25 protein-coding genes are annotated in these 24815 nt (G+C 58.8%); 14 read left to right on the top strand and 11 right to left on the bottom strand.

Annotated features, from left to right (window positions below; translation table 11 throughout):
- Positions 1-303 precede the first annotated feature (303 nt).
- The 8 genes from DCG74_RS32710 to DCG74_RS32675 form a co-directional block, all read right to left on the bottom strand.
- Positions 304-606 (bottom strand): hypothetical protein, encoded by a 303-nt coding sequence (locus DCG74_RS32710; protein ID WP_246708930.1) that lies wholly within the window; start codon positions 604-606, stop codon positions 304-306.
- A 96-nt stretch (positions 607-702) separates the two neighbouring features.
- Entirely contained in the window at positions 703-1218 is a 516-nt protein-coding gene (locus DCG74_RS32705) for a tetratricopeptide repeat protein (protein ID WP_246708929.1), read from the bottom strand.
- 104 nt (positions 1219-1322) lie between these two features.
- Positions 1323-3422: a type III secretion system export apparatus subunit SctV gene (gene sctV, locus DCG74_RS32700; RefSeq protein WP_172787715.1), complete on the bottom strand. Its 2100-nt coding sequence runs from the start codon at positions 3420-3422 to the stop codon at positions 1323-1325.
- A 9-nt stretch (positions 3423-3431) separates the two neighbouring features.
- A complete protein-coding gene (locus DCG74_RS32695) occupies positions 3432-3863 on the bottom strand; it encodes a hypothetical protein (protein WP_172787714.1) in 432 nt (143 codons plus the stop codon).
- A 2-nt stretch (positions 3864-3865) separates the two neighbouring features.
- Positions 3866-4402: a hypothetical protein gene (locus DCG74_RS32690; RefSeq protein WP_172787713.1), complete on the bottom strand. Its 537-nt coding sequence runs from the start codon at positions 4400-4402 to the stop codon at positions 3866-3868.
- A gap of 33 nt (positions 4403-4435) precedes the next feature.
- Positions 4436-5329: a hypothetical protein gene (locus DCG74_RS32685; RefSeq protein ID WP_172787712.1), complete on the bottom strand. Its 894-nt coding sequence runs from the start codon at positions 5327-5329 to the stop codon at positions 4436-4438.
- 115 nt (positions 5330-5444) lie between these two features.
- Positions 5445-5636: a hypothetical protein gene (locus tag DCG74_RS32680; RefSeq protein ID WP_036014847.1), complete on the bottom strand. Its 192-nt coding sequence runs from the start codon at positions 5634-5636 to the stop codon at positions 5445-5447.
- Positions 5637-5678: 42 nt separating this feature from the next.
- A complete protein-coding gene (locus DCG74_RS32675; RefSeq protein WP_172787711.1) occupies positions 5679-5987 on the bottom strand; it encodes a hypothetical protein in 309 nt (102 codons plus the stop codon).
- A 925-nt stretch (positions 5988-6912) separates the two neighbouring features.
- On the opposite strand from DCG74_RS32675, the gene DCG74_RS32670 reads away from it, so the two are divergent.
- Positions 6913-8358 carry a DUF1521 domain-containing protein gene (locus DCG74_RS32670; RefSeq protein WP_172787710.1) on the top strand — a complete coding sequence of 482 codons (1446 nt, stop codon included), beginning with the start codon at positions 6913-6915 and terminating at the stop codon, positions 8356-8358.
- Between the two features lie 586 nt (positions 8359-8944).
- Here DCG74_RS32670 and DCG74_RS32665 read toward each other — a convergent pair.
- The 3 genes from DCG74_RS32665 to DCG74_RS32655 all read right to left on the bottom strand — a co-directional run bounded on the left by DCG74_RS32665 (position 8945) and on the right by DCG74_RS32655 (position 11957).
- On the bottom strand, positions 8945-9148 hold the full coding sequence (locus DCG74_RS32665; protein ID WP_172787709.1) for a hypothetical protein: 204 nt from the start codon (positions 9146-9148) through the stop codon (positions 8945-8947).
- A 987-nt stretch (positions 9149-10135) separates the two neighbouring features.
- Positions 10136-10984, bottom strand: a complete 849-nt coding sequence (locus tag DCG74_RS32660) for a hypothetical protein (protein ID WP_246708928.1) — start codon at positions 10982-10984, stop codon at positions 10136-10138.
- A 295-nt stretch (positions 10985-11279) separates the two neighbouring features.
- Positions 11280-11957, bottom strand: coding sequence for a secretin N-terminal domain-containing protein (locus DCG74_RS32655; RefSeq protein WP_172787708.1), 678 nt, complete (start codon positions 11955-11957; stop codon positions 11280-11282).
- Between the two features lie 190 nt (positions 11958-12147).
- On the opposite strand from DCG74_RS32655, the gene DCG74_RS32650 reads away from it, so the two are divergent.
- The 13 genes from DCG74_RS32650 to DCG74_RS32590 all read left to right on the top strand — a co-directional run bounded on the left by DCG74_RS32650 (position 12148) and on the right by DCG74_RS32590 (position 24462).
- On the top strand, positions 12148-12660 hold the full coding sequence (locus tag DCG74_RS32650; RefSeq protein ID WP_306557926.1) for a nodulation protein NolB: 513 nt from the start codon (positions 12148-12150) through the stop codon (positions 12658-12660).
- An 8-nt stretch (positions 12661-12668) separates the two neighbouring features.
- Complete coding sequence (gene sctJ / locus DCG74_RS32645) at positions 12669-13535, top strand: type III secretion system inner membrane ring lipoprotein SctJ (RefSeq protein ID WP_172787707.1); 867 nt, start codon at positions 12669-12671, stop codon at positions 13533-13535.
- An 11-nt stretch (positions 13536-13546) separates the two neighbouring features.
- Positions 13547-14179, top strand: a complete 633-nt coding sequence (locus DCG74_RS32640) for a nodulation protein NolU (RefSeq protein WP_172787706.1) — start codon at positions 13547-13549, stop codon at positions 14177-14179.
- On the top strand, positions 14176-14796 hold the full coding sequence (sctL, locus tag DCG74_RS32635; RefSeq protein WP_172787705.1) for a type III secretion system stator protein SctL: 621 nt from the start codon (positions 14176-14178) through the stop codon (positions 14794-14796). Before DCG74_RS32640 ends, sctL begins: the two co-directional genes overlap by 4 nt.
- Entirely contained in the window at positions 14793-16148 is a 1356-nt protein-coding gene (sctN, locus tag DCG74_RS32630) for a type III secretion system ATPase SctN (protein ID WP_172787704.1), read from the top strand. Before sctL ends, sctN begins: the two co-directional genes overlap by 4 nt.
- Entirely contained in the window at positions 16124-16660 is a 537-nt protein-coding gene (locus DCG74_RS32625) for a hypothetical protein (protein WP_172787703.1), read from the top strand. The genes sctN and DCG74_RS32625 overlap by 25 nt, the downstream gene beginning before the upstream one ends.
- Positions 16657-17778, top strand: coding sequence for a type III secretion system cytoplasmic ring protein SctQ (sctQ, locus tag DCG74_RS32620; RefSeq protein WP_172787702.1), 1122 nt, complete (start codon positions 16657-16659; stop codon positions 17776-17778). The genes DCG74_RS32625 and sctQ overlap by 4 nt, the downstream gene beginning before the upstream one ends.
- The gene (gene sctR, locus DCG74_RS32615) at positions 17771-18436 is read left to right on the top strand and encodes a type III secretion system export apparatus subunit SctR (protein WP_172787701.1); all 666 of its coding nucleotides are present in this window, start codon (positions 17771-17773) and stop codon (positions 18434-18436) included. The genes sctQ and sctR overlap by 8 nt, the downstream gene beginning before the upstream one ends.
- Positions 18437-18438: 2 nt before the next feature.
- On the top strand, positions 18439-18714 hold the full coding sequence (locus DCG74_RS32610) for an EscS/YscS/HrcS family type III secretion system export apparatus protein (RefSeq protein ID WP_036014823.1): 276 nt from the start codon (positions 18439-18441) through the stop codon (positions 18712-18714).
- 10 nt (positions 18715-18724) lie between these two features.
- The gene (gene sctT / locus DCG74_RS32605; protein WP_172787700.1) at positions 18725-19546 is read left to right on the top strand and encodes a type III secretion system export apparatus subunit SctT; all 822 of its coding nucleotides are present in this window, start codon (positions 18725-18727) and stop codon (positions 19544-19546) included.
- On the top strand, positions 19543-20580 hold the full coding sequence (locus DCG74_RS32600; RefSeq protein WP_172787699.1) for an EscU/YscU/HrcU family type III secretion system export apparatus switch protein: 1038 nt from the start codon (positions 19543-19545) through the stop codon (positions 20578-20580). Before sctT ends, DCG74_RS32600 begins: the two co-directional genes overlap by 4 nt.
- A 2167-nt stretch (positions 20581-22747) precedes the next feature.
- Complete coding sequence (locus DCG74_RS32595) at positions 22748-23488, top strand: glycosyl hydrolase (RefSeq protein WP_172787698.1); 741 nt, start codon at positions 22748-22750, stop codon at positions 23486-23488.
- An 824-nt stretch (positions 23489-24312) separates the two neighbouring features.
- Positions 24313-24462 carry a hypothetical protein gene (locus DCG74_RS32590; RefSeq protein WP_246708926.1) on the top strand — a complete coding sequence of 50 codons (150 nt, stop codon included), beginning with the start codon at positions 24313-24315 and terminating at the stop codon, positions 24460-24462.
- The last annotated feature ends 353 nt before the right edge of the window (positions 24463-24815 follow it).

Raw genomic sequence — 24815 nt, 5'->3', positions numbered from 1 at the left:
TCAGGAGAACTTCGCGTCCAATCGAGAATTCAGGTCAATCGAGCACGATGTGACGTCAGCACAACACCCGGCAGGCTCGCCATCACACGTCTCGCTCTAGACGACGAGTGGCTTGACAATATTTCTCACGGCCCCAAGGTGGCAGTCGGCGAGCAGCTCCTTGGAGTACATTGCGCCGAAGTAGTGCAGGACGAAGGTGCCAGAATAGCGGAGAGTTTCGGTCGCGCGGATTAGGTTATTCGGTGCGAGCCTGACCTCACCAAAGTCGATCTGGCCAATCGCTCTTGGTAGTTCGTGTACGCTCTACATAAAGTTATAGTCATCATCATACGGATCGTTCGTGGGCATCGCCACGCTTTCGGTACACTTGGCATTGCTGCTGTAGTCTTCTATCGCGGCAAGATACAAAGGCGGTCTACCCGTTCGCTGCCATTTGCCGTCTTTGTTCTTCCATTTGTCCTGGTGCTTGTCGGGATCAAGCACCATGATCGAGTCACCTACCTCAAGAAAGCCCAAGGCTGCTGCGCGGGAGTTCGCTTCGGGATTGAAAGAGTGGGAGAGCACAAGCGGTTTGTTACCGTCGATCTGGACCTGATGTTCAAGCAAGATATCGCCCGCGCTATCGACGAGCGGGTGGGTAACCTCGCGGTCGGCAAGCTAGCATAAGCGTCGCTATCTCCGCCTCCCTCTTCATCGCCACGCTTATCTTGAACGAGCCAATGCGTTCCGGCCGCCCGCCTGCGGTGCTGAGCTGGCATCTCCGGCCTCCTTCTTGCCTTCAAGGGCGAGGGACAGTCCGAAATTGTTGCGCAGCATCGGGTTTGCGGGTTCCGCTGCGAGAGCTTGGCGGTATAGTTCTTGGGCCTCCTGATGGCGGCCCTCGTGATCGAGAACAACCGCTTTGGCATTCAATGCGCGCAGGTCGCCAGGGGCTGCCAATAACACGCCGTCGAGCACCTCGAGCGCATCATTCGGACGGTTGCGGGCCAGCAGGGCTCGCGCAAGAGGAATCGCCGCATCGATGTTGTTCGGCTGTTGCTTCAATGCATCGCGCAGAGCCCCTTCATCAGGATCCCGGCCGAGCGCATACGAAATGCGCTCGCGCACCGCGGGATCGATGTCTTCGTTGTGTGCGAGGCCAGATGTCGACGTCTGCTGCGGTGAGAGGCTATGTTTATCTGGGGCAGCGCAGCCAGCGAGCAGCACAATAGCCAGCATCGCAAGCAGAGCGGGCCGCGGCCCTGGACTGGCGGAGCACAAATGCCGGCGGCACCTGGTTTCATTTTGTTTCATCGGCTACTCACGGGGAAGTGCGGCGCATTCTAGTTTGCAGCTGCTAGGAGCCCTCCTGAGGAAGGCGCCTTGGGAAGCTTGACGGATCCAATCGGTTGGACCGTGAAGTCGGCGGCGAGATCTTGATAAGACAGAACAGGCAGGTCGATGCCGTTGCGCGTGAGAAAACCACGTACGAAACGGCGGATATCCATCGACCCAAGGACGACAGGTTGGCTCTTACTTTGCGCGATGGTGGCATGGATCTGACGAAATTGTGCAAGCAGCTTTTCGCTCTGCCATTCATCCAAGACGAGGTATGGGCCGACGGCAGTTTCCCGTACTGCGCCGCGGATGATTTCCTCGCTCTCACGCTCGATGATAAAGGCGACCACGACGCGATGAGCGTTAGCATACCGAAAGCAGATTTGTCGCTTTAAGGTAGCACGAACATATTCGGTGAGCAGGACGGCGTTTTGCTCGCGCTCGCTCCATTCTGCCAATGCCTCCAGGAGCAAGCGGGTATTGCGGATTGGAATGCCTTCATCGAGCAACCGGCGCAGGACCTCGGCGATCCGAGGGACGGTGGCCGTACGCAGCACCTCCTTCACTAGGTCAGGATATTCCTGCTCCATCCGGGCGAGCAATTGGCGGGTTTCCTGGATACCTACCAGGCGCTGTGCATAGCGTGTCAATGTGGAATGGAGACGTAAGGCAAGAACTTCGCTCAGGCGATGATATCCGATTCCAGCGGCCTTGAGAGCCGCTGCATGCCGTTCTTCGATCCAGACACGATTCGTTTCCGGGTCTTGCTGAAAGGGGATGCCGCTCAACTCGATGTTCGCCACATCGTCGTTGAGCGCCAGGTGCCCGGGATTGATCACATCGCGCTCAACTGGCACACTATCGACATCCACCCTGAATTGCGACGAGGACAAGCTCTCGCCGATTTGGGCCGGGATGCGCGGAATGGTGATGCCAAGGTCCGCCGAGACCAGCCTTGAAACACGCGAAATGCTCTCTTCCAGCTCGTCTTTGTCGATCGAATCCGTCAGGTTCGGCGCAAGGAACAACGCGATCGGAAGTGCTTCCGCATGTGCGGTCTGCTTCTGGGCCGCTGCCGGAGCTGGCGCCGAAGCAGCGGCGCTTGCTCCAATTTTAGCGGCAGGCTTGTCGCCTTTGGCGCCGATCTTGACGAAGCTGGCCGCAGCGAACAGGACGGCCAGCACGACAAACGGGAGCAAAGGAAAGCCGGGAACAAGCCCCATGAATACCAATACGCAGGCCGCTAGCCTAAGTGCCTGCGTACTTGCGGTAAGTTGGTGAATGATATCGGCGCCGAGTTTGAGTTTGGAGGGCCCGTTGACGCGCGTGACAATGGTCGCGGCGGTAATTGACAGCAGCAACGCCGGAATCTGCGAAATGAGCGCATCACCGATCGTCAAAAGGGTATATTGATGCAGCGCGTCATCGAGCGACATACCCTTTGAGAGCAGACCGATGCTGATTCCGCCCAGCATATTGATGCAGATCACGATTAGTCCGGCGATCGCGTCTCCCTTAACGAACTTCATGGCGCCATCCATCGCGCCATGAAGTTGACTCTCTTGCTCCAAGGCGGCACGTCGGCGGCGTGCTTCGTGTTGATCAATGTGGTTGTTGCGAAGTTCCGCATCGATCGCCATCTGCTTGCCTGGTAGCGCGTCAAGCGTGAAGCGCGCAGAAACCTCTGCGACGCGTTCGGCACCCTTGGCAAGAACCATGAACTGCACCATGGTCACGATCAAGAATATGACAATGCCGACCGCGATATTCCCTGAAATGACGAAGTCACCGAAGGTGTGAATGATGCTGCCGGCGTCGCCCTCAGCAAGGATCAGCCGCGTTGTTGCAATCGTTAACGCCAGTCGAAAGACGGTGGAGATCAGGATGACGCCCGGTAGCGACGAAAAATCAAGAGGTGTGGTGAGATAGAGCGCAACCATCAGCAGCAATATGGCAAAGCCAAGATTGAAGCCGATCAGCATGTCGATCACGATGATTGGGATTGGCATGATCATCATGCCGATCGCTAGAAGCAGCATCAAGGCAACCATGAAATCCGGGTGGGCCGGAGCGCGCACGATGAAGTCACGCAAGACGTTGGCCATGATAGATCCCTATTGCTTTTTGATGAGGGCGGCCCTGCTCGCGCGCAGTGACACATAGCGCTGGAAGACCTCGCGAGCCTCGGGCATGCGGCCAGCGTGCCGCAGGGCGTGACTGCGCAGCAGCGTCATCGGTATGCGGGAAGAGGGTTGCGTATCGAGTGCGTCCAGTCTGTCCAATACGTCGAGTGCTTCATCACCAAGGCTCTCGGAGATTAGCGCGTAGGCGAGAATGCGGAGTAAACCGATGTCGTTAGAATGCTCGCGAGCTGCAATTCGCAACAGAGCCAGACTTTGTGCGCTCTGCCCGCACGCGAGATGTACATACGAAAGCGCGCAAAGCAGGTCGCGCTCCGGCCCGGAGATCGACAGAATATCGCCGGACTTGGAGACTTCTGGAACCAGGGGAGCGGGCCCATGCTGCAATCCATCAGGATCGGCCATGGCTAGCCCTTGATTAAGCTGTTTTGATTTTGCCGGAGCATTAATAACCGCTGTAGTTCCTGCTGCAGGATTACCAAACACTCTCGTGCCGTATTGTCATCCGGTGTCGCCTCCAACGTCCGCGTCAAGCGCTCCAAAAGAGCACCATGCTTGTCGGCGCGCAGTACGTCCGGATGACGGAGGCGTGGAACGACGAAGGAGAGTAGTCCGCGGGACAGATTGGGACCATAGAGCAAAGCCAATACCGCGCGTGGATCTAGCTCATTTGCCCCTGCTTCGCTTTCGAATAAAGTGACGCGAGAGATGGCGCCGACGGAGCTGACCTCGAGCGTCGCTTCGCTCGCAACATCAATTGGCAGATCATGCGAAACCGTATCCCGCCACGATGCGCGCTTCGCGCCGCTATCCGCATGGGCGCCTTCGAGCTCGAGTTTATCACCTCGCGAGGGAGACGAGCCGATGACCGGTGCGTGCTGGCCCGCATCTAATCCCTGCGATCCGGTGCCGGGCCCTACGGAGTGCTGGGGCAGCCTAGCCATCGCCTTCTCCTTCTTTCTTGCAGGCTAGAGACCTCAATATGGCAAAGCGGCAGATCGGCCGTTGCGACTGAGCAGAACACGTCCATCCTCAATTCGATCAACGGTCCATCCATTGCTTAAGAGCGCACCGACGAAGTACTTCTGCCCGGCAATAAGCAGATAAGGTTCGCTTCCGCGCCAGACGGCTTGGACAGCAATTGAAGACGGCATCTTCTCCTCTTTCACCGTGACAGCATTCACAAGGGTCGTGGTGCCGTTGGTTTGACGATCGAACCATTGCTGGATCTCTTTCCATTTTACGACGAGGTTCGGCGTAATTGTGCCTTCCGCGGTCACAACGCCGGGGCCGCGCCCGATCTTAACGTCAAGAAGGCCCGCTCGTTCGATCTCTTGCCGCAGCGATACGGCCATTTCATCAGCAGCTCTCGGATCAGAATGATCAACGGTTGGCTTAGTGGCAATCTCGACCGTGCGCGACGACTGTGTACTTGGCACCACCGCTCTATCGCCTGGGGCGAAGATAGTTGAGACGGTGCCGATCACGACAGAGCTGAGCAGAACCAGGCTGAGTGCTAAGGTCAAGCTGCGGGAGCGCTTGCTCGAAGAAACCGGCTGGACATCCTCTGTCGACCAGCGGATGGACATCGCGCCAGCATGAACGACCGCGGGGAGGGGCACTCTGACGCGCTCACCTGAAGCGATGCTCGCGAGACCGTCTATGCTGATATTGGCGGCGAGCGCCTCGACCTCGATCGAATCGTGCTGCGCGATGACACGAAGGTGATGCGGCTCAAGCCCTTGTTCAACGAAGATCATGTCTGCATCGAAGCCACTGCCAACAATGCTGTCGCCGCCCGCTGCCTTCCCCTTGAGCCCGGTATAGAGTCCCGAAAGCACCTCGAACTCGAGCGAAACAGAGCCCTTCACGACAACCTCCTGAATAACGAGAGAAGCCGTACGGCAGTGCCGTACGGCTCATCCAGATTTCGTCATTCACAACTCGGCGACGGTAGCAACGCGGTGAGCCACCCGTCTCGCAGAATTACTGAACGCGTTCGTCGGCGACCTTCTTCTCGGACGAGAGCTCGGTCGTGATTCGACGCATTGCCACGGCCTGGGCCTGAACCTTCTGGCTAACACGCTCGAATTCAGCCATCTGGTTCTGGAAGCCCGTATCGCCCGTCGGCTGCGCACCAGCAGCGCCGCCATTTCCGCCAACATTGTCAACTGCCATATCTACTTACCTTTCTGTTGGGATAACCTTGGTTCTGACTTGTTACGAGTTGTGGGCCGGCGAGATGATCGCGGGAATTGAGAGGACCATGGGCGTACCGCCGAGCGTGCTGAGCCCAAGGTTCAGCTCCGGGCTCTTGCAGAGGGTATCGGACTTGGGTTGTACCTCGCTCTTGTCGCCGGCGTCTTTGTCGTCTGCGGCCTTATCATGGCTACCCTCGTCGGGCACCAAGGTGTGGACCACCTTGTCAAAGACCTTGTCAACGCTCCCGCCCAGTGCCGAACCAATGGCCGCTCCGGCAGGCCCGCCAAGGTATCCGCCGGCAGCACTTCCGATCATTTCTCCGATCATCGCATTCTCCTATCCTCGTCTTGTTGCGCTCAATAGACGACTGCTCGCCTAGATTTCAGCGGCCTCATGCTAGGGGCGCTAGCTTTCGAAAAGCTGACGAGCCTCATGTTGAGGCGAGTGGGATGATCTTTTGCGGCAGCGTTGCACCTGCTCGCAATCATCGGCTCGCCCGGGCCGTCCCAACCCGTCTATAATCGGCTTTGCTCAAGGCCCTGTGGGTGGTGCTTAGCTGCGCGTTCAGGAACGAGTTTACCTTGCGGAGCCTGCGCAGGCGCGTGGCTTGGCGGATAGAGTGCGGAAGCGGGATAAAGTCATGGAGTTGTGCGGGTCTCAGCCCGCGCTAGACTCGTTTGGTCAACATGGGCGGCTTGTGCAAAGTCAGGTTCCGCGAAGATGCTCTGGTGCCGGAGGGACTGGTCCGCGCGCGTGTTCAACCCATCGACGCTCCTCGCAGATGATGTGCACGACCGGCGGGAGCGCTGATTGCGCGGTGAGGATGGGATGACTGGTTGATAACCGGCAGACCTCGCGTATCGCGAAGACATAGGGCACCTCTGATAACAGCCGTTTCGTGCGAAGAGGAGGGTTGAAGGTTGCGATACAGCTTGGCGAAGGATGCGTCTCGGACATTCGATCAATGTCAAAGTGGATGCGGCTTCGCTCGCCCATCGTCGTCAGCTTTTCGACAGGTATTCGGGCTACGGTCGTTGTGAGTTAAATGGGCGTGATGTGATCGTGCAGCACTTAGTGTGGTGCGACGAAAGGAAGATCTCATTAGGGCTGCTGGTCTGGCAAGAGAAGTAGTCGTTCGTCCGGATGAGCTAATGGTGCGTTCTCGTGCAAATCGAAGCAGCGTACCTTGGTTGACTATGCGCGCAGCGCTCGCGGTTTTACAGATTTCGTCTATGCAACAGGAGTAAACTAAATGCCGTATCTTCCCGTGGCTGGCCTTCCGGTGGTGGGCGCGTCCGATTCGATGAACGGAGTGGTGCCAGAAGGCGCGGTTGTCACTCCTGCCTTCAACGCCTTGTTGGGACAGTATGCTCCGGCGAGCTACCAGTACCTACCGGTAGCCTCACCAGCCCTCGTCAGTTCGGTCGCCGTTCCGGTCGTGGTAACGCCAGCCGTCGTTACGACCCAAGCTTACATGATGGCGCCTCCTCCTCCCACCATGCTGATGAGCCAGCTGAATCAAAGTTCTGAGCCTGCTGTGGATCCGGTGTGGACGCACGAGGTCAAGGATGGCAAGGCCACGATCAACCTTGGGGACAAGTATACGATTACGGCCAATGAAAAGGATGGCACCTGGACAGTTCGCAACAACCAAACCGGGCATGTCACCGTAATTCATGGCGACCCCCACGTTGATGCCGACGGAGACGGCAAAGATGACTTCGATTTCAAGAAGGATATGACGTTTGAGCTCGACGACGGCACGAAAATTACTGTCAACAATGTTGACTACGGTAATGGTCAGGCCATCTCTTCAAAGCTTACCATTACCAACGGCCACAACGCGATGGTTGTCGAGGGGCTCGGCGACGACAAGGATGGAAAAAACAATCTAAGGGTGACCCAGTCCAATGCTGGCATGACCCTTGACGAGTTGACGTCCGATGGTGCCCAAACGATCCATGAGAGTGGCCAAGGCTGGGTCGATGGGGCCGGACGCGCGGTGAATCAGGCGAGTATCGATGCAGGCGAACAAGGGCGCGGCCCCGGTAATTACCAGTATGGAAGCGCAGCGCGTGCCTCTACCGCCCCCGTCTTCTTCGTTCCTCCTCCGCCGCCGCCTCTTGCGATGGTGCCTGTTGCGGTCACCCAAACGCCCACGCAGTCGTCTCAGCCGGCGCCAATCTGGTCGCATGAGGTCAGGGGCAGCAGGGCTGAGATCAAGCTTGGTGATAAGTATTCGATGCTCGTGGACGAGCATGACGGAACGGTGCTCATTCGCAACAATCAAACTGGCAAGATCACAGCGATCAAGGGCGACCCCCACGTCGATGCCGACGGTGACGGCAAGATCGATTTCGATTTCAAGAAGAACATGACGTTCCAGCTCGACGACGGCACGAAAATTACCATCGACACCGTTGATATTGGCAACGGCAGAACGATGGCCTCGAAGCTGACCATTACCAACGGCGACAATGCCATTGTCGTCGAAGGGCTAGGAGACCGCTTCGACGGTAAGAACAATCTTAAGGTGACGCAGTCGAATGCAGGCCGTACGCTTGATCAGCTGACTTCAGATGGAGCCCAGACGATTTACGAACAGCCAGGCTCGGGCTGGGTTGATCGGTCTGGACGCCAGGTTAACCAGGCGATCATCGACAGCAATGAGAATCCAGGCACACCGTCGGACGCTTGAGTTGGCCGCAATCCTGGCTGGTCCTGCGAGGCGATCCCAGCTTATCGGGTAAGTCACTGAAGCGGGCGTTAGCGCCCGCTTTTCGTGTTCGGCGGCGCCAATCGTACCCACAGGCCCGCCATGACCCACGGATCAGGTACCCGCAAGATTTTTCGATGCTGTTGTCAGCGGACCGGGAGCTGCGCAGGTATCTGCGCGGCGAGCGCCGAAGCTACCGAGGTTACGATCTCACAGGATCTCTCTGGCACGCCATTTCGCGGGCGGCTGCAGTACCGATCCAGCACAGCCAGGTGACGGAATTGATCATAAAGGGAGAAGCGGTTGGTTCCGCGTGAAGCGTGCTGACTGAAAAGCGTGATGAACCCTCACTGAGGAGTGCGGCGCACGGCCGCGTAAGCTAGTCGCTGCGGCGTTTTCCGAGAGTTCCAAGTGCGATCGGATTGCGACCGGCCGCACCGCCCACCTGGAGGATCACCTAAGACGCATCTGGCGGCTGGTTTGGCAAGTCGGCGGCTGCGCCAGGTCGTTCTCGGTTCGGCTTGCCTTCCGAAGGTCCTTCCCTGTGGGCCTCTGATAATCCGGACCTTCACCCATCATCTAGCTCGCTCATCGCGTCATCCATATCTGACTGGGAATCGCTTATAACCTGGGTGGCGACGGCAACTAGAGCCTTTTCGAAGGCTCGCTGCAACAATGCTGCGGGCGAGTTTTCGCCGCCGTTCTCGGCGTTATCGGTGTTTGCGCCAGCTTCTGGCGCCGTTGCTGCGATATCGGCTGCGGCTGTGTCCATGTCATAAAACCAAGCTAGCGGCGGTGCCGCGAGATGACCTATTCCAGCGGTTCTAGCAGGCACAGCTTGCAAGAAGCTGACGAAGAGTGAGGCTGGATTGATACCGTGATTCCCTGTGCTCAGTGACTCGGTGGCTCCGCCCTTGGAGTTTGATGTGCAAAGGACGGTGCCGGTTGGAATCATTCGGCCGCTGCGTGGTTACCGAAAATCAACGCGTTCGGTTCGACTCCAGGCGCGGCTGAGAGCCAGTGGATCGGATGGGCATCTGCGTTGGCTGCAATAGAGAGCTGGCCTCTATCTCACGATACGAGCTAAGAAAGCGCACTAGGGAGGTGTGCCTTTGCGCGGCTTCTGAAGCAGGCCATCGCGCCGAAGCAGCTGCCTTCGGCGCGGGCTACAAAAAGGAGATGAAGACCTTGGGGGGCGGGCAGAGTTTTCGCGGATCAATCCGGCGATCTTGATGATATTTATGCTTCGGATGATCCGGGGAATACTCTCTGAGAGCTGCTATCCGCAGGCCATTAACGCCAGATGCTAGAGTCCTCGCTTTGCCAAGGAACGAGGACAAGCGGCAGCGTAAGCAGTTCGATGTTGAACGTGCCCAGGGGGCGGTCATACCCTGACTCTCCTGATCCGGAACGCCCTTACCCTCGTCTCGACGCACGATCGCCTCGCGGTGCTCCTAAATCGCAGCGTGACTCGCGGGGCTGGCACGCCAGTTCTGAATTCGCAGCTAAATTGCAATGTTCTTTCTCCGCGGACCGTTGTGTTCTCAGCGAACATATGAAAAGCCATTTCATGCATCCGGCTCGCGCGGTCTTTGACTAGGCCGCTGCCCCTCGCGAGCTGGTCTGGCACTTATGAGTGGCCGGAAAAGAGAAGAGTGACCGCGGAATACCCCCGGGGCGCCTCTCACCAGGTGTCCTGCCATGTCTAAGTCTTTGTTGGCCGCGGGGAGATCACCCTGCCGTGGCACGGCTGCAGCCGTTAGCGGATGGGCGGATCTTCCGCTTCTATAGGTTGGTCTTGCTCTAACTCTTCAGGCCAAAGGGTCGCATCCAGCGAAGGTGTGAGACGAATGAAGTCCTCCTCTCTCCATTCGGCCGTGTGAGGCACACCGAGCATGGCGAAAACTGTTGTCGGGTTTTCTTTGCTTGGCTTCACTCCGCTGCGCTCCAGCATGTCGATCTGAGCGCCGGTTGCTGTTTGAGGCGTAAACACCCAAACGTCCTTGGCGAGATGTCCGTCCCACATGCGGAACTCGGAAAGTTCTGACGGAGCTGCGGAAGACCCAGGTTGGGGCGGTCCCGCCTGCAGTGGCCGGGCATGGGATGGGCCGGCGTGAGACGGCTCACCCTGAAAAGGGGCAGTGTGCGATGGACCTGCATGCGATGGTCCCGCTTGTGGCTCACCGTGCCGCGGCTCGCCATGAGACGGGTCGGCATCCAGATTCTGCCATATCACATCTTGATCGAAGCCGGGATGTTTCTCGATCGCCTGAGCGATGGTCTGGGGCGAGAGATGCTGCCGGCCATTTTCCTGCCCAGGCGCAGCATATAGATTATCCTGCCAACCCGAGTCTGGCGAATGGGGATGTGCTAAATCCTCGTAAGGCGGATTCAGGTCTCCGATATCAAAGTATGGAGAGTAGGGGTGGCCCGCGTTCAGATAGGGTGAATAAGCCTCGCCCTGCAGCACTGGATGGGCGACGCTCTGCGCCAAAGCGGGAGCCTGTGCGCCGCTGAGCTGCTGCTCGAATTCGGTTGCATCTGAAGCCGGTTGTCCTGTGTCGGGCTCCTGGCTCGTATTCGCTGGGGCGACTGCATTGAAATCCACCCTGTTCCTCCACTGATCACGCGCATCGAGTTACGCGAAGCCTCAGCTTTCTTGGAAGCTCGCGTGCGGAGGCCGCATTGATCTCTAATACCTCGCGCCGCCTGCAAAAACGGCACTACCTAATTTCCCTTGGGCCTCTGGGTCTCTGGTCCCTCTATCAGGGTTGCTGCAAGCAAGGCGGCCGCCCAAACCTCGCATGCTCAAGCTGGGGACCGTAGCTTTCGAAAAGCTGACGATCGGATGAAATAGCGTACGCCGGACCGACTTTGCTCGGAGCGGTCTTGCATCTTCGACCTCACTTCTGGCCTGGACCGGTTTCGCGCAAAACGCCCTCATGGTGCGGTGTTTCGGGAGAACCTTCCGGCCGCCCGTCTCGCAAGACCGTGCTCGATGAGCCGCGAAACAACATCAAAACCGACTCGCGTTGTGGCCTCTCGGCTGCGACGGGACTGCGCCGTGCCTGCGCTTCCGCCGCAAGGCCTTTAAGGGTCTGATCCACCAGCGCAACAAATCGGGGTGGGCCAGAAGCAAGGATGAGGCCCTCTCCCGGAGCTGGTTTCACGATATAGCGCTCATCCGAGATATTGAGGGCGTCGAGCGCGGAGTTGAACGCATCGAAGCTGATCGGGTTCAATACGATGAGCCGGCTTTGCGCCTCGTGGGCGGCGGAGATGTAAAGGACAAGCCCGTCGTAATACCACTGAAGATTGTACAGGGAAGTCAAACGGTCAAGGAATTCTCGGGGCGGCAAGTCAGGCATTCGCCCGCGAATCCGGCCCCTGACCTCGGCGCTGACATTGACCCTGATATTGAGATTGTTGCCGAACTCCTGCAGCGCCGCAGGAAGATCCTGATCGAGAACGGTGTAGCTATAAGGGGCAGACGGCAGGGAAAGGGATGCAGCAGACGAGCGCATTATGCCGATACAGATTAAAACGCCGGCACAAAGAGTTCTTTTTAGAATATGTACCATCGTAGATCGCGCGAGCATTCCCGGACGCCTTCCGCTCATCATCAAGTTGGAGTTTCGTTCTAGCTTGAAAACCAAAAGTGATCTTTAGATGACGCAGTCAGAACGATCTCCGTCAGGTTTTCGTCAGCTCGCCAGCCTATGAACTTGATCGGTTCATCGGTTAACGCCTAGGTCTCATCACAACAGCACAATGACTCATTCCATGTTGTTAGGCGCAACGCCGATCTCTCCCAGTTCGGCTGACTGTCTTTCCAGTACCTGCTCGCCCGCAGCTGCTGGCGAGCAGGCGCGCTTCGAGCAGTCCCTGGCGCAAGTAGCTGCAAATCACGGATCTGCTCTCCCGCCCGCGGATCGGCCCGTAGCGGCTTCGCCGATATTGGAGGTCCAGCGTACGAATGTGCTGGCAAGTCCGCCGGGTGACCGAATCCTCCAAGCCCTTTCCAGTATGTACCAGGGCCGCGCTGTTCCTTCGGCGGTTGCGTCGGCTGCCGTGACTAGTGTGCAGCCTGGGCCGGCTACGCAGCCGCTTTTGCAGACGGATAACGTCGGTGCACATGCGAGTGGTAAACCGGTTGGAGCCGATTTTGAATCGATGATGACGAATCTGCGAGACGTATACAGGGACGTTATTCAGGTTTCTCTTGTCTCCAAGGGCACCAGCGCTGTCAGTTCGTCGCTCAACAAGCTGCTATCGGCCGGCTGAGTAAGCTGATGACTGGCGATATGAAAAGGGGTAGCTGTGGCGGCCGTCAATCGTGGCGGCGGCTTCGCATGTGTCTTGCGATGCCCCTTCTCCTCTCGCTGATCGGCTGTAAGGCTGATCTTTACACCAAAATTCAGGAGCGCGAGGCTAATGAGATGCTCGCGCTTCTCCTTGGCAAGGGCGTTGATGCTGCCCGTGTGGTCGCCAAGGACGGAACCAGTACAATCCAGGTCGAGGAAAAGCAGCTCGCTTATTCGATTGACCTGCTAAATGTCGAGGGGTTGCCGCGCCAATCCTTCAAGAATCTCGGCGAGGTGTTCAAGGGATCGGGCCTCGTTGCCTCGCCGATCGAGGAGCGGGCACGTTACGTTTATGCTCTAAGCGAAGAATTGTCGCGCACGATCAGCGATATAGATGGCGTCCTTTCAGCACGCGTCCACGTCGTTCTGCCGAAGAACGACTTGTTGCGACAAGATGCGACCCCGTCCTCAGCCTCGGTCTTCATTCGCCATGGCTCCAGCGCGAAGCTCTCGGCACTGTTGCCGCAGATCAAGATGCTCGTCGCAAACAGCATTGAAGGCCTGTCCTATGACAAGGTCGCGGTCGTCTTCGTGCCGGTCGAGCGCGCTCCAATCGAGCAGTCTGCCGCGCCGGTAGTCCCTACGGCGCAGTCAGCGAGAGCGGGCTCAGCGCCGTTACTTCCGCTTGCTGTGGGAGGCGCCGGAGCGCTATTCGGCATCGTATCTTGCGTATTGCTGGGCCCGCGCATGCGTCAGTTTGGACGATCATCGCGCAAACTGAGCATGTTTGGTAGGGGCTCGCGCGTGTCTGCTGAGCAGGCGACGGACAAAAAGTTGATTGCTGATGCGACATAGTCTGGACGCTCATGTCGGCATCAATGTCATCCACAAAACTCAATCATTCGTTCACGCTCGCAGTCGATCGGCTGCGCGAGCTTGCTGCCTCGGTCGATCCCGATCGTTTTGCTGGGCTTCTTGACCCGCTGCTTTCGTCTTCCACGTTGGCTCGGCTACAGCAGAGTGCCAGGCTGCAGCCAAGGCTCGCCGAACTGCTGCTGGGCAGCGAGGTGGAGGTGAGCTGCGCCGACTGGGACGAAGATGCTCTCCTTGGGCATGATCCGCGGCGGGCTGCGCTGCTCGCGGGCAGCATCTGGCATGCACGCTCCATCCTCAAGTTGGTTTCCAGGCACGATCTGACGATATTAGTGCAGGTGATCGGTGCCGAAGCGCATGCGTTCGCAGTCCGGCATTTATCCAGTGCCGTCGCAATGACCCCGATCGTCGAACCGGAGCAATTGTCGCGACAAATCGAATATGATGGGCACGCTTGTCTCGGCGCCTGGCTCGAACAGACTTCATCGCTTGGTCGTATCCGCGTGCTTCTACGCTTGCCTGTTGGGACGGCGGCCGAGAGTCCAACTGCTGAACACCGTAGCGCAGCGGGCCCGCTGCTTTCGCTCGTCATGGCGCATTTGCGTACAGAGGCTGCCGGAGTATGACGGCCGATGACCCCGCATCACCCGCGGCCCCGCAGATTCGGCCACTTGGACCGCTGATCCCAGCTGCGCAGCTTGAGATCTGGCACGATGCCGTACGGGCGCGAGCCGCTGCCGAGCGGCATCTGCAGCGGGTTCGCGGGTGGGCACGCCAGGCTTATGAGCGGGAACGGGCGCGGGGTCGCGCCGAGGGTGCAAAGGCTGGCGCAGAGGAAATGGCGCGGCTGATTGCGCAGGCGACTTTTGAAGTGGCCCAGCGCAAGGCGCGTCTGGAGCGGGAATTGCCGCAACTGGTCTTCGAGATCGTTCGCGATCTGCTTGGCGCGTTTGACCCGGGTGAGCTGCTGGTCCACGGCGTTCGTCATGCCATCGAGCAAAGATACAAGAACACGGAGGTTTGCCTCCATGTACCCCCCCTGAGGGTCGACCTGCTCGCCAGTGAGTTCAAGGACTATGACGGACTTGAGGGCCGGCCGAAGGTCAGGATTGAGGCGGATCCGGCGCTGAGTGCGGACCAATGTGTCTTGTGGAGCGAGTTTGGTAATGTCGATCTTGGACTTGCCGCGCAGCTCCGCGCGCTGCGTCTCGGGTTTGGCTTGTCAGAGGAAGCTCAATCGTGACTGTGCAGCGACCAACCTACGATGCCGCCGCCACAGAAGCTACTGTAGAGGCCGCACTCTCGTCCTTGAGATCTTCCGCCAAGCACATCGATACACGCGCCATCCGCGGCCGGATCACGCGGGCGGTGGGCACGCTCCTGCACGCCGTCTTGCCGGAGGCTCGGGTCGGAGAGCTATGCCTATTGCAGGATCCTCGTAGCGGATGGTCGCTCGAGGCCGAGGTTATCGGCCTGTTGCCGGACGGGGTGTTACTCACGCCCATCGGGGACATGGTGGGGCTGTCCAATCGTGCGGAGGTGGTGACGACCGGGCGAATGCAGGAAGTGGCTGTCGGCCCAGATTTGCTCGGCCGCGTCATCGACAGTTTTGGCCGACCGCTCGATGGCAAGGGCCTGATAAAAGCCAGCGAAACCAGACCGCTACGCGGCAGGGCGCCGAATCCGATGAAACGGCGCGGGATTGAACAGCCGTTCCCGCTAGGCGTTCGTGTCCTGGATGGCCTTCTGACATGTGGAGAAGGTCAGCGGATCGGAATCTATGGCGATGCGGGTTGCGGCAAGTCGACGCTGATGTCGCAAATCGTAAGAGGCGCGGCGGCCGACGTCACCATCGTTGCGCTGATCGGCGAGCGCGGTCGAGAGGTGCGTGAATTCATCGAACGTCATCTTGGCGAAGCCCTCCACCGTTCCGTCGTTGTAGTGGAGACCTCTGACCGTTCGGCGATGGAGCGGGCCCAATGCGCCCACATGGCGACAGCACTGGCGGAATATTTTCGGGATCAGGGGCTTCGCGTCGTTTTGATGATGGATTCGTTGACGCGCTTTAGCCGCGCCATGCGTGAAATCGGCCTCGCCGCAGGAGAGCCGCCGACCCGGCGCGGATTTCCGCCCTCCGTTTTCGCGCTGTTGCCGGGCTTGTTGGAGCGCGCCGGCATGGGCGAGCATGGCTCCATTACGGCCTTCTATACGGTGCTTGTCGAAGGTGACAGCACCGGCGATCCAATAGCGGAAGAATCACGCGGCATCCTTGATGGCCACATTATTCTGTCCCGCGCGCTGGCCTCTCGGGAGCATTTTCCGGCTATTGATGTGCTGTCAAGCCGCAGCCGTGTCATGGATGCGATCGTGTCGGTGCCGCATCGCAAGGCGGCATCTTTCTTCCGTGATCTGCTCTCACGCTACGCTGAGGCCGAGTTCTTGATCAAGGTCGGTGAATACAAGCAAGGCTCTGATCCGCTGACAGATCGAGCAATCGCCTCAATCGAGCAGCTGCGGGCCTTTTTGCGCCAGGGACAGGGTGAGGCGTGCAGCTTTGAGGAGACGGTCGCATGGATATCGCGTCTAACGGCCTAAGTCCCGCTCACGCCTCAAAGCTGCGGCTCGTAAAGGATATGCGGGAACGAAGCGCCCTTCGTGAATTGTCCAACATGGAAGCCAAGCGCCACCTCGCGGTTCAAGCTGTCCAAGAAGCTTGCGAGCATCTTGCACATGCCGAAGAGCGCCGCGCAAAGCTCGAGGCGGAGCTCTATCGGGAAATGCTAGCGGCCGATGCGATATCTGTGTGCGAATTGCAGCGACGCTATCATCTCATCATCGGGCGACTCACAGACGAGATCAAAGCGGCGCAGCGGGCTCTTGACGAGGCCCGTGCTGCTCAAGAGCAAGCTGAGGCTGCGGTTCTTGAGGCCCGATCCGTTTGGACCAAGCGTTCAGCGGCGAGCCAGAAATGGCGTGAGATCGATCACGACGTTCGGCGCATCACGGATGCACATTTCGAGGCTGCCGCCGAAATCGAAGCCGATGATGAAGTCTTGCTCCGCTACCGGCGAGGCCGATCAGGGCAGACGGGAGGTGAGCGAACATGATTGCAGATCCTCTCCCGCGCGAGCTAGGGGCCTGCGACGCGGAAGCCGCATCCGCGCCATATCGGCCGGCTGAACGCGCAGCCTTCATACCGACGATGATCCTCTCGCGCGCCGTGACCTCGTGGCTCAACGAGATCGCAGCGTCGCGTGCGCCTCTGCAAGCGCGCCTCGGCGAGAAGCCGATGTCTGTTCGCGTGAGCCGAACCGTCTGGCAGGTGGAGCCGGCTGTGACGTCGATGCTTGACTGCGTCTTCGACGTAAATGGCGAAACCTTGATTCTGTCCTTGCCAGCTCCGCTTGCGGAAGCGCTGATTGCGACCGTGCAGGATGGCCTTACCTTACCTTCTGAGCCGACGCGTTCGCTGGTCCTGGAACTTGCGCTGGAACCCTTGCTTGCCCCGCTGGAAAGATTGATGCAGCGCAAACTGCAGCTTGTTCGCACCGAGGAGGCGCCGAATATTAGGCCTTATCTTGAATTTGACGTCGCCTATGGCGAGCTCGCCAGCCAGGCGCGGCTGCTTCTATTCTCGCCACTTGACGGTCCCGTTCCGCCGGCTTTCACCGCGCTCGGCGAGCTGCTCGGCCGATTGCCGCGACAAACGGCCAGGCTGCCCTCCGAACTCCCGGTCATCGTTGCAGGTCAAGTCGGTTCGCTTCGCGTCGCGATCGGCATTCTTCGCCGAGCAGAGCAAGGCGACGCGCTGCTCCCGGACGTAATTCCACTCGCGCGAGGCCAGATCATTCTCGCTGCAGACCGATTGTGGGCCCCTGCAGACATCGGTGGCGACAGGCTGGTACTGCGAGGACCATTCCGCTCGCGATTCCACCCCCTAACAAGTGAAAACATGATGCCCCAAAGCCAGGTGCAACAGCAGCCTCCATCAGAGGCGGATATCGACAGCATCGAGATTACACTCATATTCGAATGTGGCCGCTGGCCGATGCCCTTGGGAACCTTGCGTACCCTCAACGAAGGCCACGTGTTCGAACTTGGCCGGCCTCTGGATGGGCCGGTGGATATCCTTGCCAACGGCCAACGTATCGGCCGGGGCGACATCGTGCGGATTGGGGACGAGCTGGCCGTCAGGCTGCGCGGCAGGTTGACGCTTAATGACTGAGGTTCAACCCAGCATCCTTGCGCTTCTTGCGATCACCGTCGGCCTTGGCCTGCTGGCCTTTGCAGTCGTGACAACGACCGCCTTTATCAAGGTCTCGGTTGTTCTCTTCCTCGTGCGCAATGCGCTGGGGACTCAATCGATACCGCCGAACATCGTGCTTTACGGAGCGGCACTGATCCTGACCGTGTTCATCAGCGCTCCGGTGTTCGAGCAGACCTATAACCGGCTTACCGATCCGCAACTTCGCTACCAAAGTTTCGATGACTGGGTGACGGCCGCCAAGGAGGGACAGGAGCCGCTCCGAGCTCATCTGAAGAAATTCACTAATGAAGAGCAGCGCCGCTTCTTCCTGTCCTCAACGGAACACGTCTGGTCGGAGGACATGCGCGGCAGCGCCACGGCAGATGATTTTGCGATTCTCGTGCCGTCGTTTTTGATCTCCGAACTCAAGCGTGGATTCGAAATCGGCTTTCTTCTCTATCTTCCCTTCATCACGATCGATCTCATTGTAACGACGATTTTGATGGCAATGGGTATGTCGATGGTATCCCCCACGGTGATATCTGTCCCCTTCAAGCTCTTTTTGTTCGTCACGATCGACGGCTGGTCACGTCTCATGCACGGGCTGGTATTAAGCTACACGACGCCAGGAGGTTGACCATGAACGAAGCCAGCATCCTTACACACCTGAGTCAATCTCTCGTGCTCTTCATGATCTGGGTTCTGCCGCCGCTGCTCGCAGCTCTCATCTCTGGGCTGATCATTGGCCTCATCCAGGCGGCAACTCAGCTCCAGGATCAAACCCTGCCACTGACGGTCAAGCTTCTGGTTGTCGTCGCCGTGCTCGCCGGGTTTTCTCCCGTGCTCAGCGCTCCACTGATCGACCAGGCCGAGCACATCTTCAGTGAGTTTCCAGCACTTACCGCAAGATACTAGCAGAGGTTGGATGGCTGGCCTGTCACCCGCAGAGGCGCAAGCTCTCGTTCAGGGCACGATCGAGCTCGTGGCCGCAGCCGGCCTGAGTGCGGCCCGCGCCCTCGGCATCATGCTGGTGCTTCCCGTATTCACCCGGCCGCGCATCAGCGGTTTGGTTCGGGGAAGCCTGACGATTGCGATCGGCCTGCCGTGCCTCGCTCACATCAAGCTAGGTCTGCAGGCCTTGGACCCGAACACGCGCCTAGTCAGCGTCACCATGCTTGGCCTGAAGGAGGTGTTCGTCGGTCTTATGCTCGGCATCCTGCTCAGTATTCCACTATGGAGCATACAGGCAGTCGGAGACATCATCGATACACAACGAGGAATTTCAAGCCAAGTTGCGGGGGAGGATCCCGCGACGCATAGCCAAGCGTCCGGAACCGGGCTTTTTCTCGGTATTACCGCAGTTACGATCTTCGTTCTGGTCGGCGGGCTGCAGACCATGGTGAGCGGCCTTTATGGCAGCTACCTAGTGTGGCCTGTCTATCAGTTTCTGCCTGCCGTCACAGCGCAAGGGGCAATGGAATGTCTGGCCCTTCTCGACCGTATCATGATGACGACGTTGTTAGTCGCCGGGCCGGTGCTGGCCCTGCTGCTGCTGATCGATGTCTCGGTCATGATGCTGGGCCGTTTTGCATCTCAGCTCAAGCTGAACGATCTCTCCCCAATGATCAAGAATGTTGCATTCGGGGTCATCATGGTCAGCTACGCCATTTATCTGCTTGAATACGCCGGAGCTGAAATCCTGACCTCGAACAACATGCTCGAGGATCTGCAGAAGCTCTTGAAATGAGCTCTACGAGTGAGGAGAAAAAGCTTCCTCCGACGCCCAAGAAGCTGCGCGATGCCCGCAAGAAGGGGCAGAGCGCGCGCAGCTCGGATCTGGTGAGCGGCGTCAGCGCCTGTGCCGGTTTCGCCTGCCTGTGGTGGCGAGCGGGTGCGATCGAGGACAAGTGGCAGGAGACGGTCCGTCTAGTCGATAAACTGCAGGAGCAGCCGTTCACAAGCGCGGTGCCACAAGCGCTCAGCGGCTTGCTAGAACTTTCGATTGCCACGGTCGCTCCGTTGCTCGCCGCTGCCGTGACAGCAGCTCTTCTGGCCAATGTCCTGGCCAATGGCGGCTTTATGTTCGCTTCGGAGCCGCTCAAGCCGAAGCTCGAGAAACTGGATCCCATCAAAGGCTTGAAACGCATCGCCTCGAAACGTTCGGCCATCGAGCTGGGCAAGACCCTGGCTAAGGTGGTGTTGCTTGGTGCGACCTTCTTTCTCACCGTGATCGCGAGCTGGAAAGCGCTGGTGTACCTGCCAGTCTGCGGCATGGGCTGTTTTGGCTTCGTCTTCACCGAGGTTAAGCTGCTGATTGCGATTGCCGCTGGAGCTTTTCTGGTCGGCGGATTGGCTGACCTCCTAATCCAGCGCTGGCTGTTTATGCAGGACATGCGCATGACGGAAACGGAGGCCAAGCGGGAGAACAAGGAGCAGCAAGGCAATCCGCAGGTGAAGCGTGAGCACCGACGTCTGCGGCAAGAATCGGCCAATGAGGCTCCGCTCGGAATCAGTCGGGCCACGTTGATATTGCGGGGGCCGACAACGTTGATTGGGTTGCGCTATGTGCGCGGCGAGACCGGCGTGCCGGTCTTGGTTTGCCGTGGCGAAGGCGAAGCTGCTTCACAACTACTTGGTGAGGCGCGCGCGCTGCGCCTCACCATTGTGGATGACGATGTCCTGGCGCGTCAGCTGCTCGGCAAAGCAAAGCTCGGCAACCCTGTTCCCTCGCAATATTTCGAGTCGGTCGCAAAAGCGCTCTATGCGGCGGGGCTAGTGTAAATCATTCTGTCCTGACGCTGCGATCTGCAGCCAGGCGCTCGATGAACGCTCGGACGTTCCGCAAGGCGACGATGCGCTAGCCCGAAAGCCTCTGGGCCGCGGCCTCGCCGACCGGATCACCGCGTCAGCTGCGGCGCCAAGCGGCGCCACAACCTGTTCGCCCATTTCGAGAGCTTCAGCGCCTACAACTCAGCCGGCCTGTACCGCCGTGGGTAGAGGAGTCCTGCCATTCGGTCGACAAGCCGGTAGTGCTGATCGTCCACTAAGACGGCTGCCATCTGGAGCATGCTCTCTGTCGCCTATCTCGAGCCGCGCTGCTACAGGTTCATAGTCACAGCGTTTATACGTCTCAAGATCGGCCCGAGTGCCACATTGCGCCGCACACGTTCGAGAGCCGCAGGACATAATCCTGCGTGCGGGGAGAAAAGCAAGCCTCCAGCTAAACTCGGGGCTAAGGGTATTGCAGCCATTGTCCATCGACGCCGTCTTCCCGCGCAGGGTGCTTACAACGTCGATTGCTTCACCTAACCGTACTCGCTAGCTGACACCGGACAAGCTTCGGCTACATCGCAGGTTCGCGCCGGCAGTTAGCTCGTCCTATCGAAGCATGGCGCATTCGGTCGAAGAACCTCTGGATGATCCCGTATAGATCGCGTTCACTCCCTCCTTTGCTGGCACGTGACCAAATGAGGTAGGTATCGCGTGTTGGCAATTGTGGTACCTTGTAGGGGATGATCGAAATGAGCCGAGGTGTGGAGCGCTGCAGTGGCTTCTGCTGACCCGCCAAAATTCCTACGATTGCTCTGAACTCAAGATGCCGCGAGTTATCTAGCTCGTATTGCCGTAGATACCTCTGTTTGTCGAATAGATCGCTTGTTGGGCGGAGGGAGGCAGAGGCTGCGCGCTCAAGGGGGCACAGATCCGGTTGGGCGGCCGATGCCGGGATGAGTGATGACGTGATCGCCACAAGTCGGGGCGTCGGCCACTTGGTGGTCTGCCACCCTTCGACGTTTTTGTCGAAGGCAACCTGGCGGAGAACCAAAGCGAAGAGCCGCCTACCGCGCAGAGTGCGAGCTCAACGACAAGGAAGAGGCCCTCCTGGGGGCCGCCTGCAGTCCTCCGACAGGCCGGGTGCTGGACACCGGAGCTGCTGGCTGGCGCGATCCTCAGGCTGACGTGGTACCAGAGCTTGTCGCCGGAACGTCGTTCTCACTCTCGACCGCGACTGGCCCACACGGGCCGCTTTCGTTTTGGGAATTTTCGGGTCTCGTCAGCTTTCAGTAATCCAGCCCGGATACAGAGCCGTTGTGGTTAACGGGACGTGGCAGGGACAGCGCTATCTATCCAGAACGGTCAGCGCCGAGTCACGCTTTCCGCTAAACTCAACGGCAGCGCGGGGCGGCAGGGATAGTGCCTTTAGCCAACCTCCCAAGTCGGTAGGCGCCAGGCCGCCCCCGCGCTGCTTCCTGTCGCTGACCTTCTGCAGTCAGCTTTAGTGGTTTTAAGCGTTCGGAGGGTGGACATGACGGCTTCAACTCAACATCTTCGACTTATGCGCCCAAGTGCGGCGCAACCAGCCGTTGCCAAGTTTGTCTCTTTATGTGCCACCGAGCTTTCAGCACGGAGATCAGTGGGCGCCGGAAGAACTCAAGTTGCGAATGGGTTTGCACAAGCTTCTGCCATCCGTGTCTGAGCCAAAGAAAAGTCTCGCTCTCGGGGACGTGAACTACACAGCCAGTATCGGGCCGCCGGACTCGGAACACGAGATTTTTCTCCGCAGAAACTGAACTGGCTTCCGATTGAAGTCAGCTAAGACGGCGAGTCGTGCCCGCGCTGCCTGCGATCCGAAGCTGATGCCCGAGCCACGTGAAGCGACCACCAGTCTTGGGGCTATAGCTTCGTCGCCTTGGCCGAGGGTCTGCAGAACGCGCTGTGGTGGCTCGGCGGGCCAGCGCGTGAGCATCGCACCGGGCCAAGGCTGCTCAGTGACAATGGTTCGAATTGCGTGGCGGACGATCTGGCCGAGTGGCTCGACCCGAGGGCATGCAGCAGGTGCGAGGCGCTCCGTACGTCATCAAGACAAGGAAGAAGATTCGCCGTTCTCTGACTGGCCTCACTTTTGCTTGCTGCTCGTTCGCTGGAGGGCAGATCTGAGGTGGAGATTAGAATGTCTGCATTGTCGACGCTTAACGTACTTGCGCTTCCTTTGGCGACAATGATTGCGCTATTCCCAGCATCCGCAAAAGCGCCGATCTGGAGTTCGAGCGATCAGTATGGTACTTTTTCCCTTGATGGTTATTCCTGGAACAACGACGTATATGGTCAAGGTGTTGGGCCTCAGACGATCTCAGTGTATTCGATCAATCAATGGAGCGTGCGGTCGAATCAACCTGATACTGATGGCATTAAGAGCTATCCCCACGGAGCTTTCAATGTCGGGAAACCGCTGAGCGCGATCAACGACCTCAGGTCAAGCTTTAACCAGAGCGTCCCGACTGGCGGCCGTTGGAACTTCGCCTACGATATCTGGGATAGCTCAAATGCCTATGAGATAATGCTTTGGACCAACTACACCGGAAATCCCGACGGAAGCGGTGATGTTAAGCCCATTTCTTACAAGTATAACTCTTCAGGGACCGCCGCGATTCCAGTCTACACAGGCGTGAATGTGGGGGGAGCCACTTGGAACGTGTTTGAAGGCTGGAACAAACACAAGGTTATTTCGTTTCTGCGCAGCTCCAAAACCAACAGCGAGACTGTGGATATCAAGAGTATCCTGCAATGGATAAAGTCGAAAGGATACTTCGGCGACATAATCGTCGGCAGCGTCCAATACGGCGTTGAGATAACCTCGTCCCCAGGCGGACAAAACTTCGACGTCAATCATTGGGCTGTAATCTCGAAGTGACTACCTTGGGACCTACGAGCGGGGACAGCGGCAAAGGCAGTGCCAGAGCCGTTGTTCGAGCTGAGGTCGGGAGTCGGACTGGTCCATACTACCTGTGAAGTCGTCGAAGGTAGGGGACGCATCGAGGGAAGGGACCAGCCCGAGGGGAGCCTGCTTCCGGCCGGGGCTGAATCCTCACATGGCGCTTGATGCTGTGCATACGGTGATCACGAACCAGCACGTGAACTGGGTGCTCGATGCCGACATACCCAGCTGCTTCGACTCGGTCGACCACGAGTGGCTGTTGCGGATGGGGGCGCACAGGATCGCCGATCCTCGCATCTTGCAGCTCATCGGGCTGTGGCTGCGAGCCGCGTTCTTTAGAGCGGCGAGAAGCAAGAGACGGACAGGGGCACGCCGCAAGCGGCGGGCATCAGCCCGCTCTTTACCAACATCTTCCTGCACTAAATCCCCGATCTCTGGAGCCAGAAATGGCGTCATCGCCACGCACGCGGTCTTATCGTGATCGTGCGTTACGCGCACGACTTCGTCATGGGCTTCGAGAACAAGGCAGATGCGCGGGAAATGCTCTCTTTGCCCTCAAGGCGGGGCTGGCCGGCTTCGGCCTGATGCTTCATGAGGTCAAGACGCGGCTGATCGAGTTTGGCCGGTTCCGCGGCCCTCTCGCGTCAGCGGCGGCGAGCGGCGGCCAGAGACCTTCGCCTTCCTCGGCTTTACCCATTACTGTGGGCGGAACCGAGATGGCCGGTTCATCGTGAAGCAAAGACGGAAGGGAAACGCCTGACGCGCAAGCTAACGGCGTTGCGCCAGGAGGCCTAGCGCTCATGCACGCGCCACTGGCAACGCAGCACGAGTGGCTCGCCGCCGTTCTGCGCGCACACTATGGCTATTATGGCAGGCCGCACAATTGTCCAGCGCTCGACGGCTTCCACCGCGAAGTGCGTCCGACCTGGATGTTGTCTGAGACCGCGTAGCCAGAAAAGTCGGCGCATGGGCTGGCCGGAGTTCGAGACCCTGACGGCACGCTTCCGCCTGCCAACTCCACGCATCACTCGCACATGGGCGCAGGCGCGGATATGACGCGGGTTACCCTCGGGAAGAGCCGGGTGCGGGAAAGCCGCCTGGCCGGATCTGTGAGGGCAAAGCCAAATGGCCGAGCTCCTCGACCACTTGCTCTGCAGAGCGCCGTGCTGCCGAATGCTTACTTGATTGATAGCTGCTTGAGATCATGGTGGCACTGGAAAGGTCGGATTGGCTCATCGCCCGGCATCGTTGAAGCGTCCATCTAAGATCTCAGGAAGGAGGAGCTGTCCGAGGTGCCGAGGAG

It is taken from the genome of Bradyrhizobium sp. WBAH42, assembly GCF_024585265.1.
Classification (GTDB): Bacteria; Pseudomonadota; Alphaproteobacteria; order Rhizobiales; family Xanthobacteraceae; genus Bradyrhizobium.
Note: the sequence above shows the minus strand (reverse complement) of the source record. Positions and strands in the feature narration are given on the sequence as shown.